The sequence below is a fragment of the Pseudomonas sp. GW822-FHT05A08 genome, from assembly GCF_058800485.1.
The window spans coordinates 898,946-914,118 of the sequence record NZ_CM179511.1 but is presented as its reverse complement, the minus strand read 5'-3'; the positions used below and the strand labels follow the sequence as shown (position 1 = coordinate 914,118).

Genomic DNA, 15,173 nt, shown 5'->3' with positions numbered 1-15,173 from the left:
CCTTAGCGGGGCACGACCGGTTTGCGGGCCGGCTTCTTGCCTTTGCCCTTGGCCGCATCCGTGCGTTCCTTGGCGGCCTGCTTGTTGCGGGCCATCGCGGCGGCCTTGGCCTGTTCGCGCTTGTCCCACGGGTTGCTACCGTCGCTGCCGCGTGGAGGCAGGCCGGTGTGCTGGGTAAGAATTTTGGTGGTTTCCTTGGCCACTTTGTGGCTGCCAGCCGGCGTCGAGTTCTTGCGACGGGCGCTCTGGTAGCTGTCGGTCGACGGCTGATGCAAAGGAATCAACTGGTTCTTGCCCGGCCCGATCAGGTCGGCGCGACCCATGCGGGTCAGCGCTTCACGCAGCATCGGCCAGCCTTTCGGGTCGTGGTAACGCAGGAACGCCTTGTGCAGGCGACGCTGCTCCTCGCTCTTGACGATGGTCACCCCGTCACTCTTGTAGGTGACCTTGCGCAGCGGGTTCTTGCCCGAGTGGTACATCGCGGTGGCGGTGGCCATCGGCGACGGGTAGAACGCCTGCACCTGGTCGGCGCGGAAACCATTGCCCTTGAGCCACAGGGCCAGGTTCATCATGTCTTCGTCGGTGGTGCCCGGGTGCGCGGCGATGAAGTACGGAATCAGGTACTGCTCCTTGCCCGCTTCCTTGGAGTACTTCTCGAACATCCGCTTGAACCGGTCGTAGCTACCGATGCCCGGCTTCATCATCTGGTTGAGCGGACCTTCCTCGGTGTGTTCCGGGGCGATCTTCAGGTAGCCACCGACGTGGTGGGTCACCAGTTCCTTGACGTACTCCGGCGACTCGACCGCGAGGTCGTAGCGCAGGCCGGAAGCGATCAGGATTTTCTTCACCCCCGGCAAGGCGCGGGCGCTGCGATACAGCTGGATCAGCGACGAGTGGTCGGTGTTCAGGTTCGGGCAGATGCCAGGGAACACGCAGGACGGCTTGCGGCACGCGGATTCGATTTCCGGGCTCTTGCAGGCGATGCGGTACATGTTCGCGGTCGGGCCGCCGAGGTCGGAAATGACCCCGGTAAAACCTGGAACCTTGTCGCGAATCTCTTCGATCTCGCGAATGATCGACTCTTCGGAACGGTTCTGGATGATCCGCCCTTCGTGCTCGGTGATCGAGCAGAAGGTGCAGCCACCGAAGCAGCCACGCATGATGTTCACCGAAAAACGGATCATGTCGTAGGCCGGGATCTTCTCCTTGCCGTACGCCGGGTGCGGGATGCGCTGATACGGCATGCCGAACACGTAGTCCATCTCTTCGGTGGTCATCGGGATGGGCGGCGGGTTGAACCAGACATCGATCTCGCCATGCTTCTGCACCAGCGCACGGGCGTTGCCCGGGTTGGTTTCCAGGTGCAGCACGCGGTTGGCGTGGGCGTAGAGCACCGGATCGTTACGCACCTTTTCCATGGACGGCAGGCGGATCACGGTCTTGTCCCGGGTCATCTTCGGGCTGGCCAGGATCTGCACGACCTTGGCTTCCTGGGGATCTTCGACCGGGCCCTTTTCCTGCTCGATGGCACAGGCCTGGGTGTCCTGGGTGTTGACGTACGGGTTGATGATCTTGTCGATCTTGCCCGGACGGTCGATACGCGTGGAGTCGACTTCGTACCAGCCCTGCGGCGTGTCACGGCGAATGAACGCGGTGCCGCGCACGTCGGTGATGTCTTCGATCTTGTGCCCGTAGGACAGGCGCTGGGCGACTTCGACAATCGCCCGCTCGGCGTTGCCGTAGAGCAGGATGTCGGCGCTGGCGTCGATCAGGATCGAGTTGCGCACCCGGTCCTGCCAGTAGTCGTAGTGGGCGATGCGGCGCAGGGAGGCTTCGATGCCGCCCAGGACGATCGGCACGTGCTTGTAGGCTTCCTTGCAGCGCTGACTGTAGACCAGGCTGGCGCGGTCCGGACGCTTGCCCGCCAGGCCACCCGGGGTGTAGGCGTCGTCGGAGCGGATTTTCTTGTCCGCGGTGTAGCGGTTGATCATCGAGTCCATGTTGCCGGCTGCGACGCCGAAGAACAGGTTCGGCTCGCCGAGCTTCATGAAGTCGTCTTTGGACTGCCAGTTCGGCTGGGCGATGATCCCGACGCGGAAGCCCTGGGACTCCAGCAGCCGGCCGATGATCGCCATGCCGAACGACGGGTGATCGACGTAGGCATCGCCGGTGACGATGATGATGTCGCAGGAATCCCAGCCGAGCTGATCCATTTCCGCCCTGCTCATCGGCAGGAACGGCGCCGGTCCGAAACATTCGGCCCAGTACTTGGGATAGTCAAATAACGGCTTGGCTGCTTGCATGTCGATGACCGGTATAGGTGTAGATGAGGGCGCGTTTATTTACAGAGAAATTCGCGGGCGCGGAATATAGCACAAAAAATAACCAATTCCGACGACTATGGTCGGAAATCGGTGGCCTGTAGCCGCTGTCGCAGACTGCGATCGGCTGCGCGGCAGACGCAACGCTCACCCATCGAACGAAGGCCCTGCGGCCTCTGTCGCAGCCTGCGGCAGCGGCTACGGCTGTTTATTCGTCGTCGTCGAAGTTGTAGCTGCCCGGCGCGAGGTTCTCGAAGCGGGTGTACTTGCCGATGAACGCCAGGCGGATAAAGCCGATGGGGCCGTTCCGCTGCTTGCCGATGATGATCTCGGCAATGCCCTTGTGCTCGGTCTCGGGGTGATACACCTCGTCCCGGTACACGAACATGATGACGTCGGCGTCCTGCTCGATCGCTCCGGATTCCCGCAAGTCGGAGTTCACCGGGCGCTTGTTCGGGCGCTGCTCAAGGGAGCGGTTGAGCTGGGACAAGGCCACTACCGGGCAGTTGAATTCCTTGGCCAGGGCCTTGAGGGAACGGGAGATCTCGGAAATCTCGTTGGTCCGGTTGTCGCCGCTGGAACCCGGGATCTGCATCAGCTGCAGGTAGTCGATCATGATCAGGGCGATGTCGCCGTGCTCACGCACCAGGCGGCGGGTCCGCGCGCGCATTTCCGAAGGGCTGATACCGGCGGTGTCGTCGATGAACAGCTTGCGATCGTTGAGCAGGTTGACCGCCGAGGTCAGGCGCGGCCAGTCGTCGTCTTCCAGCTGGCCGGAACGCACCTTGGTCTGGTCGATACGGCCGAGGGACGACAGCATACGCATGATCAGCGATTCGCCTGGCATCTCGAGGGAGTACACCAGCACCGCCTTGTCGCTGCGCAGTACGGCGTTTTCCACCAGGTTCATGGCAAAGGTGGTCTTACCCATGGACGGACGACCGGCGACGATGATCAGGTCGGCGGGCTGCAGGCCGCTGGTCTTCTCGTCGAGGTCGGTGTAGCCGGTGGACAGGCCGGTGATGGCGTTGTCGGTGTTGAACAGGGTGTCGATGCGGTCGATGGCCTTGGTCAGCAACTCGTTGACGCCCACCGGGCCGCCGGTCTTCGGACGCGCTTCGGCGATCTGGAAGATCTGCCGTTCGGCTTCGTCGAGAATCTCTTCGGCAGTGCGGCCTTCGGGGTTGAAGGCGCTGTCGGCGATCTCGGTGCTAATGCCGATCAACTGGCGCAGGGTGGCGCGCTGGCGAACGATCTGCGCATAGGCCTTGATGTTGGCCACCGACGGCGTGTTCTTCGCCAGTTCGCCCAGGTAACCCAGGCCACCGACCTGGGACGTCTGGCCTTCCTTGTCCAACTGCTCGGACAGGGTCACGACGTCGATCGGCATGTTCTGATCGGCCAGCTTGGCGATCGCACGAAAGATCAGGCGGTGGTCATGTCGATAGAAATCGCCGTCGGAGACTTGATCGAGCACCCGCTCCCAGGCGTTGTTGTCCAGCATCAAACCACCGAGCACGGCCTGTTCGGCCTCGATGGAATGTGGCGGCACCTTCAGGGCAGCGGTTTGCAGATCGTATTGCTCGGGAGCGGAGATATCGTTCATGGCCACTTGGTTTTTTAGGAAAAGCAGGGGTTTGAAAAACTGAGGGTACAGAAAGACAAAGGGCACGACCTGTAAACAGGATCGTGCCCGATGTTACCGGCTAGCTCCCGAGGGTGCCAGCCGACAAGTACTGCTTAAGCTGCTACCACGACAACGCGTACGGTAGCTTCAACTTCAGCGTGCAAGTGCACGGCTACGTCGAATTCACCTACGTTGCGGATGGTGCCGTTCGGCAGACGAACTTCGCTTTTTGCAACTTCAACGCCGGAGGCGGTCAGTGCATCAGCGATGTCGTGGGTGCCGATCGAACCGAACAGCTTGCCTTCGTCACCAGCGGTGGCAGTGATAGTCACTTCCAGCTCAGCCAGTTGGGCAGCGCGAGTTTCGGCAGAAGCCTTTTTCTCTGCAGCCAGTTTTTCCAGCTCGGCACGACGCGCTTCGAACGCAGCCAGGTTGGCAGCGGTAGCAGCGGTGGCTTTGCCGAAAGGCAGCAGGTAGTTACGGCCGTAACCAGCCTTAACGTTTACCTTATCGCCCAGGTTGCCCAGGTTGGCGATTTTTTCCAGCAGGATCAGTTCCATTTGGTAATAACCTCTTAACTTTTAACCTTCACCGTTCGCAGGACCGTTATCGGCGTCTTTCGGCGCCGAACGACCGCGAAAATCAATCAGGCTGTCGACTATGGCCAACACCACGAGCAACGGATAGATCAGCTGCATAAACAGCAACAGCGTTACGTACAACCCCACCAGCCAGAACCTGGCCAGTCGCCCTTGCGCCACCAGCCCGTGAATCAGGGCCAGCCCGGCGAACACCAGCGGTACGCTGCACAACGGCGTCAGCATCGCCATCTGTGGACCGAGGTTCGGTCCCAGCAGCATGCAGGCCAGCAGCAACATCGCCAGTCCCAGCGGGAGCTTGATAGCGCGAAACTCGCGCCCAAAACCACCCGGGTTGTACAACAACGCCTGCCAGTAGCGCCCGACAATCAGGCTCAGCACACTGACGACCTGCAACAAAGCCGCAATCAGGCCGGTCAGGACCGGTGCGATCAGTGAGGCGAGACGAGCCCGCTCTTCAACCGACAGCTGCTGGTAGAGATCACCGAGGGCCAACGGCAGGATTTTTACCAACTCCTGCGAGAGCATCTCGATCTGGGGGCGGTAAGCCACACCCAGCACTCCAGCAAACACCAGGCCCAGCGCTATGCTGACCAGCAGCACACGGTTCCAGGATTCGCTTGCGCGCAAAACCAACGCAAGGCCCGAAGACCCGAGCAACACCATGAGTGCGCGTGGATCGTCGGAATACAGCCACCAGAACAATGCCGGCAGCAATCCCAGGGCGAGGACACCAAGGGCGTCGCTCAAACCGCGCCGCAGGAGCACCAGGCTTCCCGCAGCAGCACCCAACCAATACAACAACGGCAATGCCGCACATCCGGCCACTACCAGAGTGGCCTGCATACGGCCGCGCATGATGAACTCAGCTAAGGCGCGCATGCATTCAATCCCTTACTACTTGTCGACTGCCCGGTCTCAGCGGCCGTGGCTGTCGGTGTAGGCCAGCAGGGCCAGGAAGCGGGCGCGCTTGATAGCGGTGGCCAGCTGACGCTGATAACGAGCTTTGGTACCGGTGATACGGCTTGGAACGATTTTGCCGGTCTCGGATACGTAGGCTTTCAGAGTGTTGAGATCTTTGTAATCGATCTCTTTCACGTCTTCAGCGGTGAAGCGGCAGAATTTACGACGACGGAAGAAACGTGCCATGTAATTGGCTCCTCAAAAGGTCCGTGGATTACTCGTCAGCGTTATCGCTGGCGTCGCTGTTATCGCTGTCATCGCCATCGGCGCTGTCAGAATGCTCAGGACGGTCACGACGCTCACGGCGCTCACTGCGGTTCTCTTCAGCCTTGAGCATCTCGGATTGGCCAGTGATGGCTTCTTCGCGACGGATGACCAGGTTACGGATCACAGCATCGTTGTAACGGAAGTTGTCTTCCAGCTCAGCCAGGGCTTTACCGGTGCACTCAACGTTCAGCATCACGTAGTGAGCCTTGTGAACATTGTTGATTGCGTAGGCCAGTTGACGACGGCCCCAGTCTTCCAGACGGTGGATTTTGCCGCCGTCTTCTTCGATCAGCTTGGTGTAACGCTCAACCATGCCGCCGACTTGCTCGCTCTGGTCAGGGTGGACCAGAAAGATGATTTCGTAATGACGCATGAATGCTCCTTACGGGTTGTAGCCTGCCGCTCAAAAGCGGTCAGACAAGGAGTGAATGACACTTGTGTGTCTTGCCTCAGAGATAGGCACATATGCGCCTGCCGCAACGGCAAGGGGCGCAATTGTAGAGAAGGGGGAACAGCGGCGCAAGGCAATTGGTGATTATTTGAACAACTGGGCGCCAGGGCGCGCCAAACCTGCCAGACAGGCCTGCTCACGACTGCGGCACCTCGGTCGGGCCGCTATCGCGAGCAAGCTCGCGCCTGCATAGGAGGGAGGAAACTCAGGCCTTCTTGGCTGCGCTCTTGGCTTTGGCCGCACGCTGGCGCGTGGCTTCGAACAGGCACACGCCGGTAGCCACCGAAACGTTGAGACTGCTGACGCTACCGGCCATCGGCAGGCGCACCAGGAAATCGCAATGCTCGCGGGTGAGGCGACGCATACCCTTGCCTTCGGCGCCCATGATCAGGATGGTCGGCCCGGTCAGGTCCTGGTCATACAGTTCCTGCTCGGCTTCGCCAGCCGTGCCGACGACCCACAGGCCGCGCTGCTGAAGCTTTTCCAGGGTGCGCGCGAGGTTGGTCACGGCCACCAGCGGAATCACTTCCGCGGCGCCGCACGCCACTTTACGCACGGTCGGGGTCAGGGTCGCCGATTTGTCTTTCGGCACCAGCACCGCCAGCGCACCGGCCGCATCGGCAGTGCGCAGGCAGGCGCCAAGGTTATGCGGGTCGGTCACGCCGTCCAGCACGAGAAGCAGCGGCGCACCCTCGGTACGGTCGAGCAACTCATCGAGCATCGCTTCGCCCCAGACCTGGCTTGGGCTTACTTCAGCCACGACGCCCTGGTGAACGCCTTCGACCCAGGCATCCATTTCGCGACGCTCGGCCTGCCCGACCGCCACGCGATTCTGCCCGGCCAGGTCCACCAGCACCTGTACACGCGGATCGCTACGGCCTTCGGCCAGCCAGATCTGCTTGACGCGCTTGGGGTGGTGACGCAGCAATGCTTCTACAGCGTGCACGCCGTAGATCTTTTCCAACTGACTCATGACTTGGCCTTGGGTTTACGCGCCCCGCCGCTTTTCGTTGCAGGACCTGCGCCCGCTTTCGGCGGACCTTTACGATGTTTGCTCGGCTTGCTGGACGCCGGCTTTCCGGACTTTCCCCCAGACGCCGCTTTACCGCCGCTCTTGGCTTCGGCCAGCAACGCCTGCTTCATTTCACGACTCTTGCGCACTTCGGCGTTTTTCGCCGCCGCATCGCTGGAGCGGTAGGCCTCGACCGGCTTCTCCTTGGCCGGGCCACGACGCCCGGCCTTGGCTGGAGCGGGCTCGGCAGCCGTCTTGGCCGGAGGCGCATCGACAGCACCACGCTTTTTGCGACCGATCGGCGCACTGATGGTTTTTTCCGCCATCTCGAAGTCGATCTTGCGCTCGTCCAGATCGACGCGCATGACCCGCACTTCCACGCTGTCACCCAGGCGGAAGCTGCGGCCGGTGCGCTCACCGGCGAGGCGGTGATGCACAGGATCGAAGTGGTAGTAGTCGCCTGGCAGCGCCGTGACATGCACCAGACCTTCGACATAGATATCGGTCAGTTCGACGAACAGGCCAAAACCGGTCACCGCAGTGATCACGCCCGGGAACGCCTCGCCCACGCGATCTTTCATGTATTCGCACTTGAGCCAGTTCACCACGTCGCGGGTCGCTTCGTCGGCACGCCGCTCGCTCATCGAGCACTGCTCGCCAAGCTGCTCGAGAATCGCCTCGTCGTAGGGATAGATGCGCGCCTTCGGAATGCTCATCGCACCGGCACGACGCACATGAGGCGTGTTCTGCTTGGAGTGGATGACACTGCGAATCGCCCGGTGCGTCAGCAGGTCCGGGTAACGGCGAATCGGCGAGGTGAAGTGGGTATAGGCTTCGTAGTTCAGGCCGAAGTGGCCCTGATTGTCAGCGCTGTACACCGCCTGGCTCAAGGAGCGCAGCATCACGGTCTGGATCAGATGGAAGTCCGGACGATCCTTGATGCTTTCCAGCAGGGCCTGGTAGTCCTTCGGCGTCGGGCCGTCCTTGCCTTTATGCAGGGACAGGCCGAGCTCGCCGAGGAAGGCGCGCAGTTTTTCCAGGCGCTCTGGCGGCGGGCCGTCGTGAACGCGATAGAGCGCGGGGATTTCGTGCTTCTTGAGGAATTCGGCGGTGGCCACGTTGGCCGCCAGCATGCATTCCTCGATCAGCTTGTGCGCATCGTTGCGGGTAGTCGGGCGAATTTCCGCGATCTTGCGCTCGGAACCGAAGATGATCCGGGTTTCCTGGGTCTCGAAGTCGATGGCGCCACGGGTATGACGGGCACCGAGCAAAACCTTGTACAGCGCATAAAGCTGCTTGAGGTGCGGCACGACATCGGCGTATTCGCCACGCAGCTGCTTAGCCTCGCTGGTTTTCGGCTGTTCGAGGATAGTGCTGACCTTGTTGTAGGTCAGGCGCGCCTTGGAGTGGATCACCGCTTCGTAGAACTGATAGTCGGTCATCTCGCCGGATTTGGAGATGGTCATCTCGCACACCATGGCCAGACGATCGACTTTCGGGTTCAGCGAGCACAGGCCGTTGGACAGCTGTTCCGGCAGCATTGGCACCACGCGCTCGGGGAAGTACACCGAGTTGCCGCGCACCTGAGCCTCGGCATCCAGCGCCGAACCGATCTTCACGTAACTGGAAACGTCGGCAATCGCCACGTACAGCTTCCAGCCACCGCCGAACAGGCGCAGCTTGCCGGGCTTGGCTTCGCAATAGACCGCATCGTCGAAGTCGCGAGCGTCTTCGCCGTCGATGGTGACGAACGGCAGATCACGCAGGTCGATGCGCTTCTCTTTGTCCTTCTCTTCGACTTCCGGCTTGAGCTTGCCGGCTTCCTTCAGCACCGCCTCGGGCCAGACGTGAGGAATATCGTAGGTGCGCAAGGCAACATCGATTTCCATGCCCGGGGCCATGTAGTTGCCCACGACCTCGACCACGTCGCCTTGCGGCTGGAAGCGCGGAGTCGGCCAGTGGGTGATCTTCACCTCGACGAACTGGCCGATCTTGGCGCCGGCATTACGACCCGGGGTCACCAGCACTTCCTGCTGGATCTTCGGGTTGTCCGCCACCACAAAACCGATTCCGCCTTCTTCGAAATAACGGCCGACGATGCTCTCGTGGGCACGGGACACTACTTCGACGATCATGCCTTCGCGGCGACCGCGGCGATCCAGACCGGAAACCCGGGCCAGTGCACGGTCGCCATCGAACACCAGGCGCATCTGCGCCGGGCTCATGAACAGGTCGTCGCTGCCGTCATCGGGAACCAGGAAGCCGAAGCCGTCACGGTGACCGCTGATGCGGCCGAGGATCAGGTCGAGCTTGTCCACCGGTGCATATGTGCCGCGACGGGTGTAGATCAGTTGGGCATCGCGCTCCATGGCGCGCAGGCGGCGGCGCAGGGCTTCGATCTGGTCTTCTGTGGTCAGACCAAACTCTTCGACCAACTGTTCGCGGTTAGCAGGCGAACCCCGATCAGCAAGGTGCTGAAGGATCAGTTCGCGGCTAGGGATAGGGTTTTCATATTTTTCCGCTTCACGAGCGGCCTCGGGATCGAGGGACTGCCAATCGGCCATTAGATAAATTTCACCTTGTCTATATGCGGGTTAGTTTGGCATACGCGTATTGAAACGGGAAATTTCAGGCTAAGACAGGCTCCGAAAAGTCCTTTAGAGGCTTCAGAACCATCCTGCAAAAGCCGTCGGCAAATTTTTTTCAATATTTTCAAGATCAGGGGTTTACAGCTCAAAAGGTGGTCCGTATAGTGCGCGCCATCGACGACGGAGACGTTGCCGATACTGCCCAGATGGTGAAATTGGTAGACACGCCAGCTTCAGGTGCTGGTGGCCGCAAGGCCGTGGAAGTTCGAGTCTTCTTCTGGGCACCAATTCAGAGCTGTAGATCGCTTGAATCTTCAGGCTCCTCCAAAAACCCGCGAAAGCGGGTTTTTGCATTCTAAGTGTTTGATTTATTGAATCTAAGTCAAAACAGGGCTTTACAGATTCAAAGGCGCTCCGTATAGTTCGCCCCATCAACAGCGGCAACGCTGCTGATACTGCCCAGATGGTGAAATTGGTAGACACGCCAGCTTCAGGTGCTGGTGGCCGCAAGGCCGTGGAAGTTCGAGTCTTCTTCTGGGCACCACATTCAAGTTTCACAGCATAGCTGTGAAGCCTCACAAAAACCCGCGAAAGCGGGTTTTTGCGTTTCTGGCCCACAACAATCATTTCCCCCGCCCAAGCGCCCCTCCTCCAGGACTATCCAGCCCGCCAAGCCGCACATGAGAAACAATATCGTTTATGATTGTTACAAGTTTTTGCGGCACCACAGTGAGGAACCCTGCGAATGATGTTTAGAAACATCCCCCTTCCAACATCCCTTCTGCGTGGCTTGACCATCACTTTGCTGGGCCTGGCCCTGGCATCTCCCTTCACTCAAGCAGCCGATCCGGTTTCCCTGACGCTGTACAACGGCCAGCACAAGGAAGTCGGCGACGCCATCGCCAAGGCTTTCGAGGCCAAGACCGGCATTCACGTCAATGTGCGCAAGGGCAGCAGCAACCAGCTCGCCAGCCAGATCGCGGAAGAAGGCGAGCGCTCCCCCGCCGACGTGATCTACACCGAAGAATCGCCGCCCCTGAACAAACTCGGCGAGCAAGGCCTGCTGGCCAAAACCGATGCTGCGACCCTTGAAGTCCTGCCCAAGGACTACGTCGCCGGTAACGGCACCTGGATCGGCATTACCGCCCGAGTTCGCGTGGTAGCGTTCAACCCGAAGCTGATCGACGAAAAAGACCTGCCTGCATCAGTGATGGAGTTCTCCCAGCCACAATGGCAAGGCAAGGTAGGCTTCGTCCCCACCAGCGGTGCATTTCAGGAACAGGCCGTGGCAATCATCAAGCTGCACGGGATGGACGCCGCCGAAGAATGGCTGACCGGCCTGCGCGCTTTCGGCAAGACCTACAGCAATAATATGGTGGCCTTGAAGGCCGTGGAAAACGGCGAAGTCGCCACCGTGCTGGTGAACAACTACTACTGGTTCGCCCTGCAACGGGAGAAAGGCCAGCTTGACTCGAAGCTGCACTATTTCACCGGCGGCGATGCCGGCGGATTAATCACCGTATCCAGCGCCGCGGTACTCAAGTCCAGCAAACACCCCAAAGAAGCCCAGCAATTCCTCGCTTATATGGCCAGCGAAGAAGGCCAGCGCGTAATCACCCAGACCACCGCAGAATATCCGCTGCGCAAAGGCCTGGAGTCGGATCGAGGCCTCAAGCCGTTCAGTGAACTGCAAGCGCCGAAAGTCACCCCGGCCGACCTCGGCAACGCCGAAGAAGCCCTGGAACTGGAACGCGAAGTCGGCCTGAACTGATGAGCCCATCACTGCCCGCCCCCGCCTCGCGCACGAACCACATACCGAGGCGCAAGGGGCCATCGATCTGGCTGCTGCTACCGGTCCTGTTGCTGGTCGGGCTCAGCCTGCTGCCATTGCTCTATGTCGGGCTCAAGGCCTGGCAGGCTGGCTGGGCCGAAGCCCTGCACCTGCTGTGGCGCCCCTATGTATTCGGCCTGCTGCGCAACACCCTGCTATTGCTCATTGGCGTGACCGTTACCTGCGCTATCGTCGGCCTGTCCCTGGCCTGGCTGCTGGAACGCAGCGACTTGCCGGGGCGACGCCTCTGGGGCGTGATCTTGTGCCTGCCCTTTGCCGTACCGGCCTTTGTCAGCAGCTTCACCTGGGTCTCCCTCAGCGCCAGCTTCGAAGGCCTGGGCGGGGCCATCCTGGTCATGAGCCTGTCCAAGTACCCGCTGGTATTCCTGCCTGTGGCGGCTACCCTGCGCAATCTCGACCCCTCCCTGGAGGAATCGGCCCGCACCCTCGGGCAGAATCGCTGGGGCGTTTTCTTCCGGATCACCCTGCCCCTGCTCTGGCCCTCGCTGCTGGCCGGTTCGCTACTGATCGCCCTGCACATGCTGGTGGAGTTCGGTGCACTGTCGATTATCGGCCTGCAAACCTTCACCACCGCGATCTACCAACAGTTCGAACTGGAGTTCAGCAATGCCAACGCGGCGATGCTTTCCGCCGTGCTGCTAGCGCTGTGCCTGGCCCTGCTGTGGCTGGAGTTGCGGGTTCGCGGCAAAGGCCGCCATGTACGAACCGGCCAGGGCGCGGCGCGACATGCCGAGCAGGTGCGCCTCGGCAAGTGGGCAATTGGCGGACAACTGTACTGCGCGCTGCTGACCCTGATCGGCAGCGGCATTCCGCTGGGCATGCTGGCGTACTGGCTGGCCGTCGGCTCATCAGCCGCTTTCCCGGTAGCTGCCATCAGCGAAGCCCTGCTCTCCTCCCTGGCGCTATCGTTGGGTGGCGCGGCGCTGTGCCTGGTGCTGGCGGTACCGGTCGGACTGCTGGTGGTGCGCCACAAGGGCCGCCTGGCACTCTGGGCCGAACGCCTGCCTTACCTGCTGCACGCCCTGCCAGGCTTGGTGATCGCCCTGACGCTGGTGTTCTTTGCCCTGCACTACGTGCCGGCGCTGTATCAGACCTCAGCCCTGTTGCTGATCGCCTACGCCCTGCTGTTCCTGCCCCTGGCGCAGGCACCGATCCGCACCGCCCTGAACAAGGCGGCGCCGCCACTCGAGGAAGCCGCCCGCACCCTGGGCGCCTCCTCATTCACGGCCTTCTGCCGCGTGACCCTGCCGATCATTTTTCCGGCTTTGGGCGCCGCCTTTGCCCTGGTATTCCTCGATGCCATGAAGGAACTGACGGCCACCCTGCTGCTCAGCCCGACTGGGCTGAATACGCTGGCAACGGAAGTCTGGGCACACACGGCGAATGTGGAGTTTGCCGCCGCAGCGCCTTATGCGGCGCTGTTGATCCTGGTATCGGGACTACCGGTCTATCTGCTGACGACACGGATGTATCTGAGCCGCTGAGCCCACTCCTACAGAAAGCTTTCTGTAGGAGCCCCGCCCCGAGCATTCAAGCCTCGTGAACACTCAAGCCCGGAACTGCCCCAGGCTGGCCTTCAATTGGGCTGCCAGGCTATCCAGTACCTTGCCGCTGGCCGTGGTCTCCACCACAGCCTGAGCTGCCCGCTCAGCCTGGGCATGGATGGTCTCGACCCTACCGCGCACCGCTTGCGCGCCCTGAGCCTGATGGGCAGCCGCCTGGGTCGCCAGGCCAATCGCCGCGTGCACCTGCTCCACCGACGACTGCACCGATTGTTGCAGCCGCGCACTGTCGCGCAACACCAGCAACCCTTCGCTGGCCTGCCTTCCAGCCTGGCCGATCGCCGCCACCGCCTCGCGCGCGCCCTGCTGCAGCGCACCGATATGCGCCTGGATATCGCCGGTAGAGCTTTGCGTCTTGCTCGCCAGCGCCCTGACCTCATCGGCTACCACCGCAAAGCCGCGCCCGGTTTCCCCGGCCCGCGCCGCTTCAATGGCCGCATTCAAGGCCAGCAGGTTGGTCTGCTCGGCAATCCCATGAATCACCGTCAACACCACCTCGATCTGTTCGCTCTGCTGCGCCAGGCGCTCGATGACCTTGGCCCCCGTGTCGACCTGCCCCGCCAGTGCCTCGATCAGACCGCCCACCTGGGCCGAGGTCCGAGTGTTTTCGTCGGTCGCCTGACGGATCTCCACCACCTGCTGCAAGGCCGCCTGCATCGCCTGGCTTTCCGCCTGGGCTTCGTCAGCCATCTGCGACAGCGCCCGCAAACTCTCCGCCACCTCGTCACGCTGGGCCTCGGCCGCGGCGTCCGCCCCAGCATTACGCAGGCTCATCGCGCCGATTTCGACGCCAGTACGCTGCGCCACATCGCCGGCCTCACGCACGATCGGCTGCAACTTGTCGACAAAACGATTGACCGCCGAGGCCATGTCGCCGATCTCATCATTGCTGTTGAGCTGGACCCGCTTGGTCAGATCACCCTCACCGGCGGCCAGATCGTTTAGCGCGGCGATCAGCAGATGCAGCTTGCTGACCACTCGCCGCCCCAGCACCACCGCCAGCAACAGCAAGACCCCGCAGCCGACCAGCGCCAGGCCCATGCCGATGCGCCAGCGCAGGGTGGCCGCCGCGTCCTGCACGGTACCCGCGGTGTTGGCCTGCATGTCCGAAGCGGTGGTCTGCGCCGACTGCAGGCGCGCACGCATGGCCGCCGAACTGTCCGCCGAAGCGCCCTTGAGGCTATCGCCGACCAGCTGATCGCTGCTGGCGATCAAGGCCTCGAAACGCTTGTCCAGCGCCGCCACATCCGCCTCGACCGACGCCGTGGAAACCCCCATCAGCACCTTGCCGATCTCCACGCCGTTAGGACTGATGGAGGCTTCCAGGTAGTAGACCGATGGATCGTTCTTGGCCGCGTCCAGCACCTTGTCCAGGGCACGCTCGCCCTTGCCCTTTTCCAGCAGCGCCTTGTTGATCGGGTTTTCCCGGTTCAGATAGCGGGTCAGGTGCTCGCCATTGGCATCGTCGTACACCACGAACAGCACGTTGGGATTGCGCTGGGCGCGCCGGGCGAACTCGGAGAGGGTCGGAACGTCGCTGTCCCACATGGCGCGCGGGGCCACCGAAGCGAGCAACTGGGCCATATCGTTGGCTGAATCCTTGAGATCCTTCTCCAGCGTTGCGCGCAATTGCGCCTGCTCCTCTTCCAGGCGCGAGGAAAGCCCGGCGGTCAAGCGTTGCCGGGTGTTGCTGGAAAGGCTTTCCAGGCTCGAGGTGACCTCACGAGCCGCCTGCTCCAGTTCGCCGGACAGCTTCTGGCTATCGACGCCCAGACGAGCGGCCAGATCCGCCTCCAGCGCCGTTACCGTGCTCCGGGTCAGGGCAACGGCAACCAGCACCTGCACCAAAAGGGCGATACCAAGGGTAACGAACACAGGCCGCAACAAACGGCTTTGTAACAGTGAGAGAACGGCCGACACAGGAAATCCCT

General features: G+C 61.6%; 11 protein-coding genes and 2 tRNA genes. 4 read left to right on the top strand and 9 right to left on the bottom strand.

From position 1 onward, the window contains the following. Positions 1-2: 2 nt before the first annotated feature. The 8 genes from AC3RCP_RS04105 to rnr form a co-directional block, all read right to left on the bottom strand. Positions 3-2,303 (bottom strand): YgiQ family radical SAM protein, encoded by a 2,301-nt coding sequence (locus AC3RCP_RS04105; protein WP_007921487.1) that lies wholly within the window; start codon positions 2,301-2,303, stop codon positions 3-5. 226 nt (positions 2,304-2,529) lie between these two features. Beyond that, complete coding sequence (dnaB, locus tag AC3RCP_RS04100) at positions 2,530-3,927, bottom strand: replicative DNA helicase (protein ID WP_007921486.1); 1,398 nt, start codon at positions 3,925-3,927, stop codon at positions 2,530-2,532. 134 nt (positions 3,928-4,061) lie between these two features. Next, complete coding sequence (gene rplI / locus AC3RCP_RS04095; protein ID WP_007921484.1) at positions 4,062-4,508, bottom strand: 50S ribosomal protein L9; 447 nt, start codon at positions 4,506-4,508, stop codon at positions 4,062-4,064. A 21-nt stretch (positions 4,509-4,529) separates the two neighbouring features. Further along, positions 4,530-5,429 (bottom strand): hypothetical protein, encoded by a 900-nt coding sequence (locus tag AC3RCP_RS04090; RefSeq protein ID WP_009041913.1) that lies wholly within the window; start codon positions 5,427-5,429, stop codon positions 4,530-4,532. Positions 5,430-5,465: 36 nt separating this feature from the next. Beyond that, complete coding sequence (rpsR, locus tag AC3RCP_RS04085) at positions 5,466-5,696, bottom strand: 30S ribosomal protein S18 (RefSeq protein WP_002551829.1); 231 nt, start codon at positions 5,694-5,696, stop codon at positions 5,466-5,468. Between the two features lie 28 nt (positions 5,697-5,724). Next, the gene (gene rpsF / locus AC3RCP_RS04080) at positions 5,725-6,150 is read right to left on the bottom strand and encodes a 30S ribosomal protein S6 (protein ID WP_007921481.1); all 426 of its coding nucleotides are present in this window, start codon (positions 6,148-6,150) and stop codon (positions 5,725-5,727) included. A 283-nt stretch (positions 6,151-6,433) separates the two neighbouring features. Then, positions 6,434-7,201 (bottom strand): 23S rRNA (guanosine(2251)-2'-O)-methyltransferase RlmB, encoded by a 768-nt coding sequence (gene rlmB / locus AC3RCP_RS04075; protein ID WP_023970226.1) that lies wholly within the window; start codon positions 7,199-7,201, stop codon positions 6,434-6,436. Continuing rightward, positions 7,198-9,804, bottom strand: coding sequence for a ribonuclease R (gene rnr, locus AC3RCP_RS04070; protein ID WP_101336680.1), 2,607 nt, complete (start codon positions 9,802-9,804; stop codon positions 7,198-7,200). The genes rlmB and rnr overlap by 4 nt, the downstream gene beginning before the upstream one ends. Positions 9,805-10,028: 224 nt before the next feature. Here rnr and AC3RCP_RS04065 point away from each other — a divergent pair. From AC3RCP_RS04065 to AC3RCP_RS04050, 4 genes are all read left to right on the top strand, one after another. Beyond that, positions 10,029-10,115 (top strand) — tRNA-Leu (locus tag AC3RCP_RS04065). A 170-nt stretch (positions 10,116-10,285) separates the two neighbouring features. Next, positions 10,286-10,372 (top strand) — tRNA-Leu (locus AC3RCP_RS04060). 201 nt (positions 10,373-10,573) lie between these two features. After that, entirely contained in the window at positions 10,574-11,599 is a 1,026-nt protein-coding gene (locus AC3RCP_RS04055) for an extracellular solute-binding protein (RefSeq protein ID WP_492571417.1), read from the top strand. After that, positions 11,599-13,164 (top strand): ABC transporter permease, encoded by a 1,566-nt coding sequence (locus tag AC3RCP_RS04050; protein WP_492571416.1) that lies wholly within the window; start codon positions 11,599-11,601, stop codon positions 13,162-13,164. The genes AC3RCP_RS04055 and AC3RCP_RS04050 overlap by 1 nt, the downstream gene beginning before the upstream one ends. 63 nt (positions 13,165-13,227) lie before the next feature. On the opposite strand, the gene AC3RCP_RS04045 is transcribed toward AC3RCP_RS04050, so the two are convergent. Next, positions 13,228-15,162 carry a methyl-accepting chemotaxis protein gene (locus AC3RCP_RS04045; protein ID WP_053259425.1) on the bottom strand — a complete coding sequence of 645 codons (1,935 nt, stop codon included), beginning with the start codon at positions 15,160-15,162 and terminating at the stop codon, positions 13,228-13,230. Positions 15,163-15,173 lie beyond the last annotated feature (11 nt).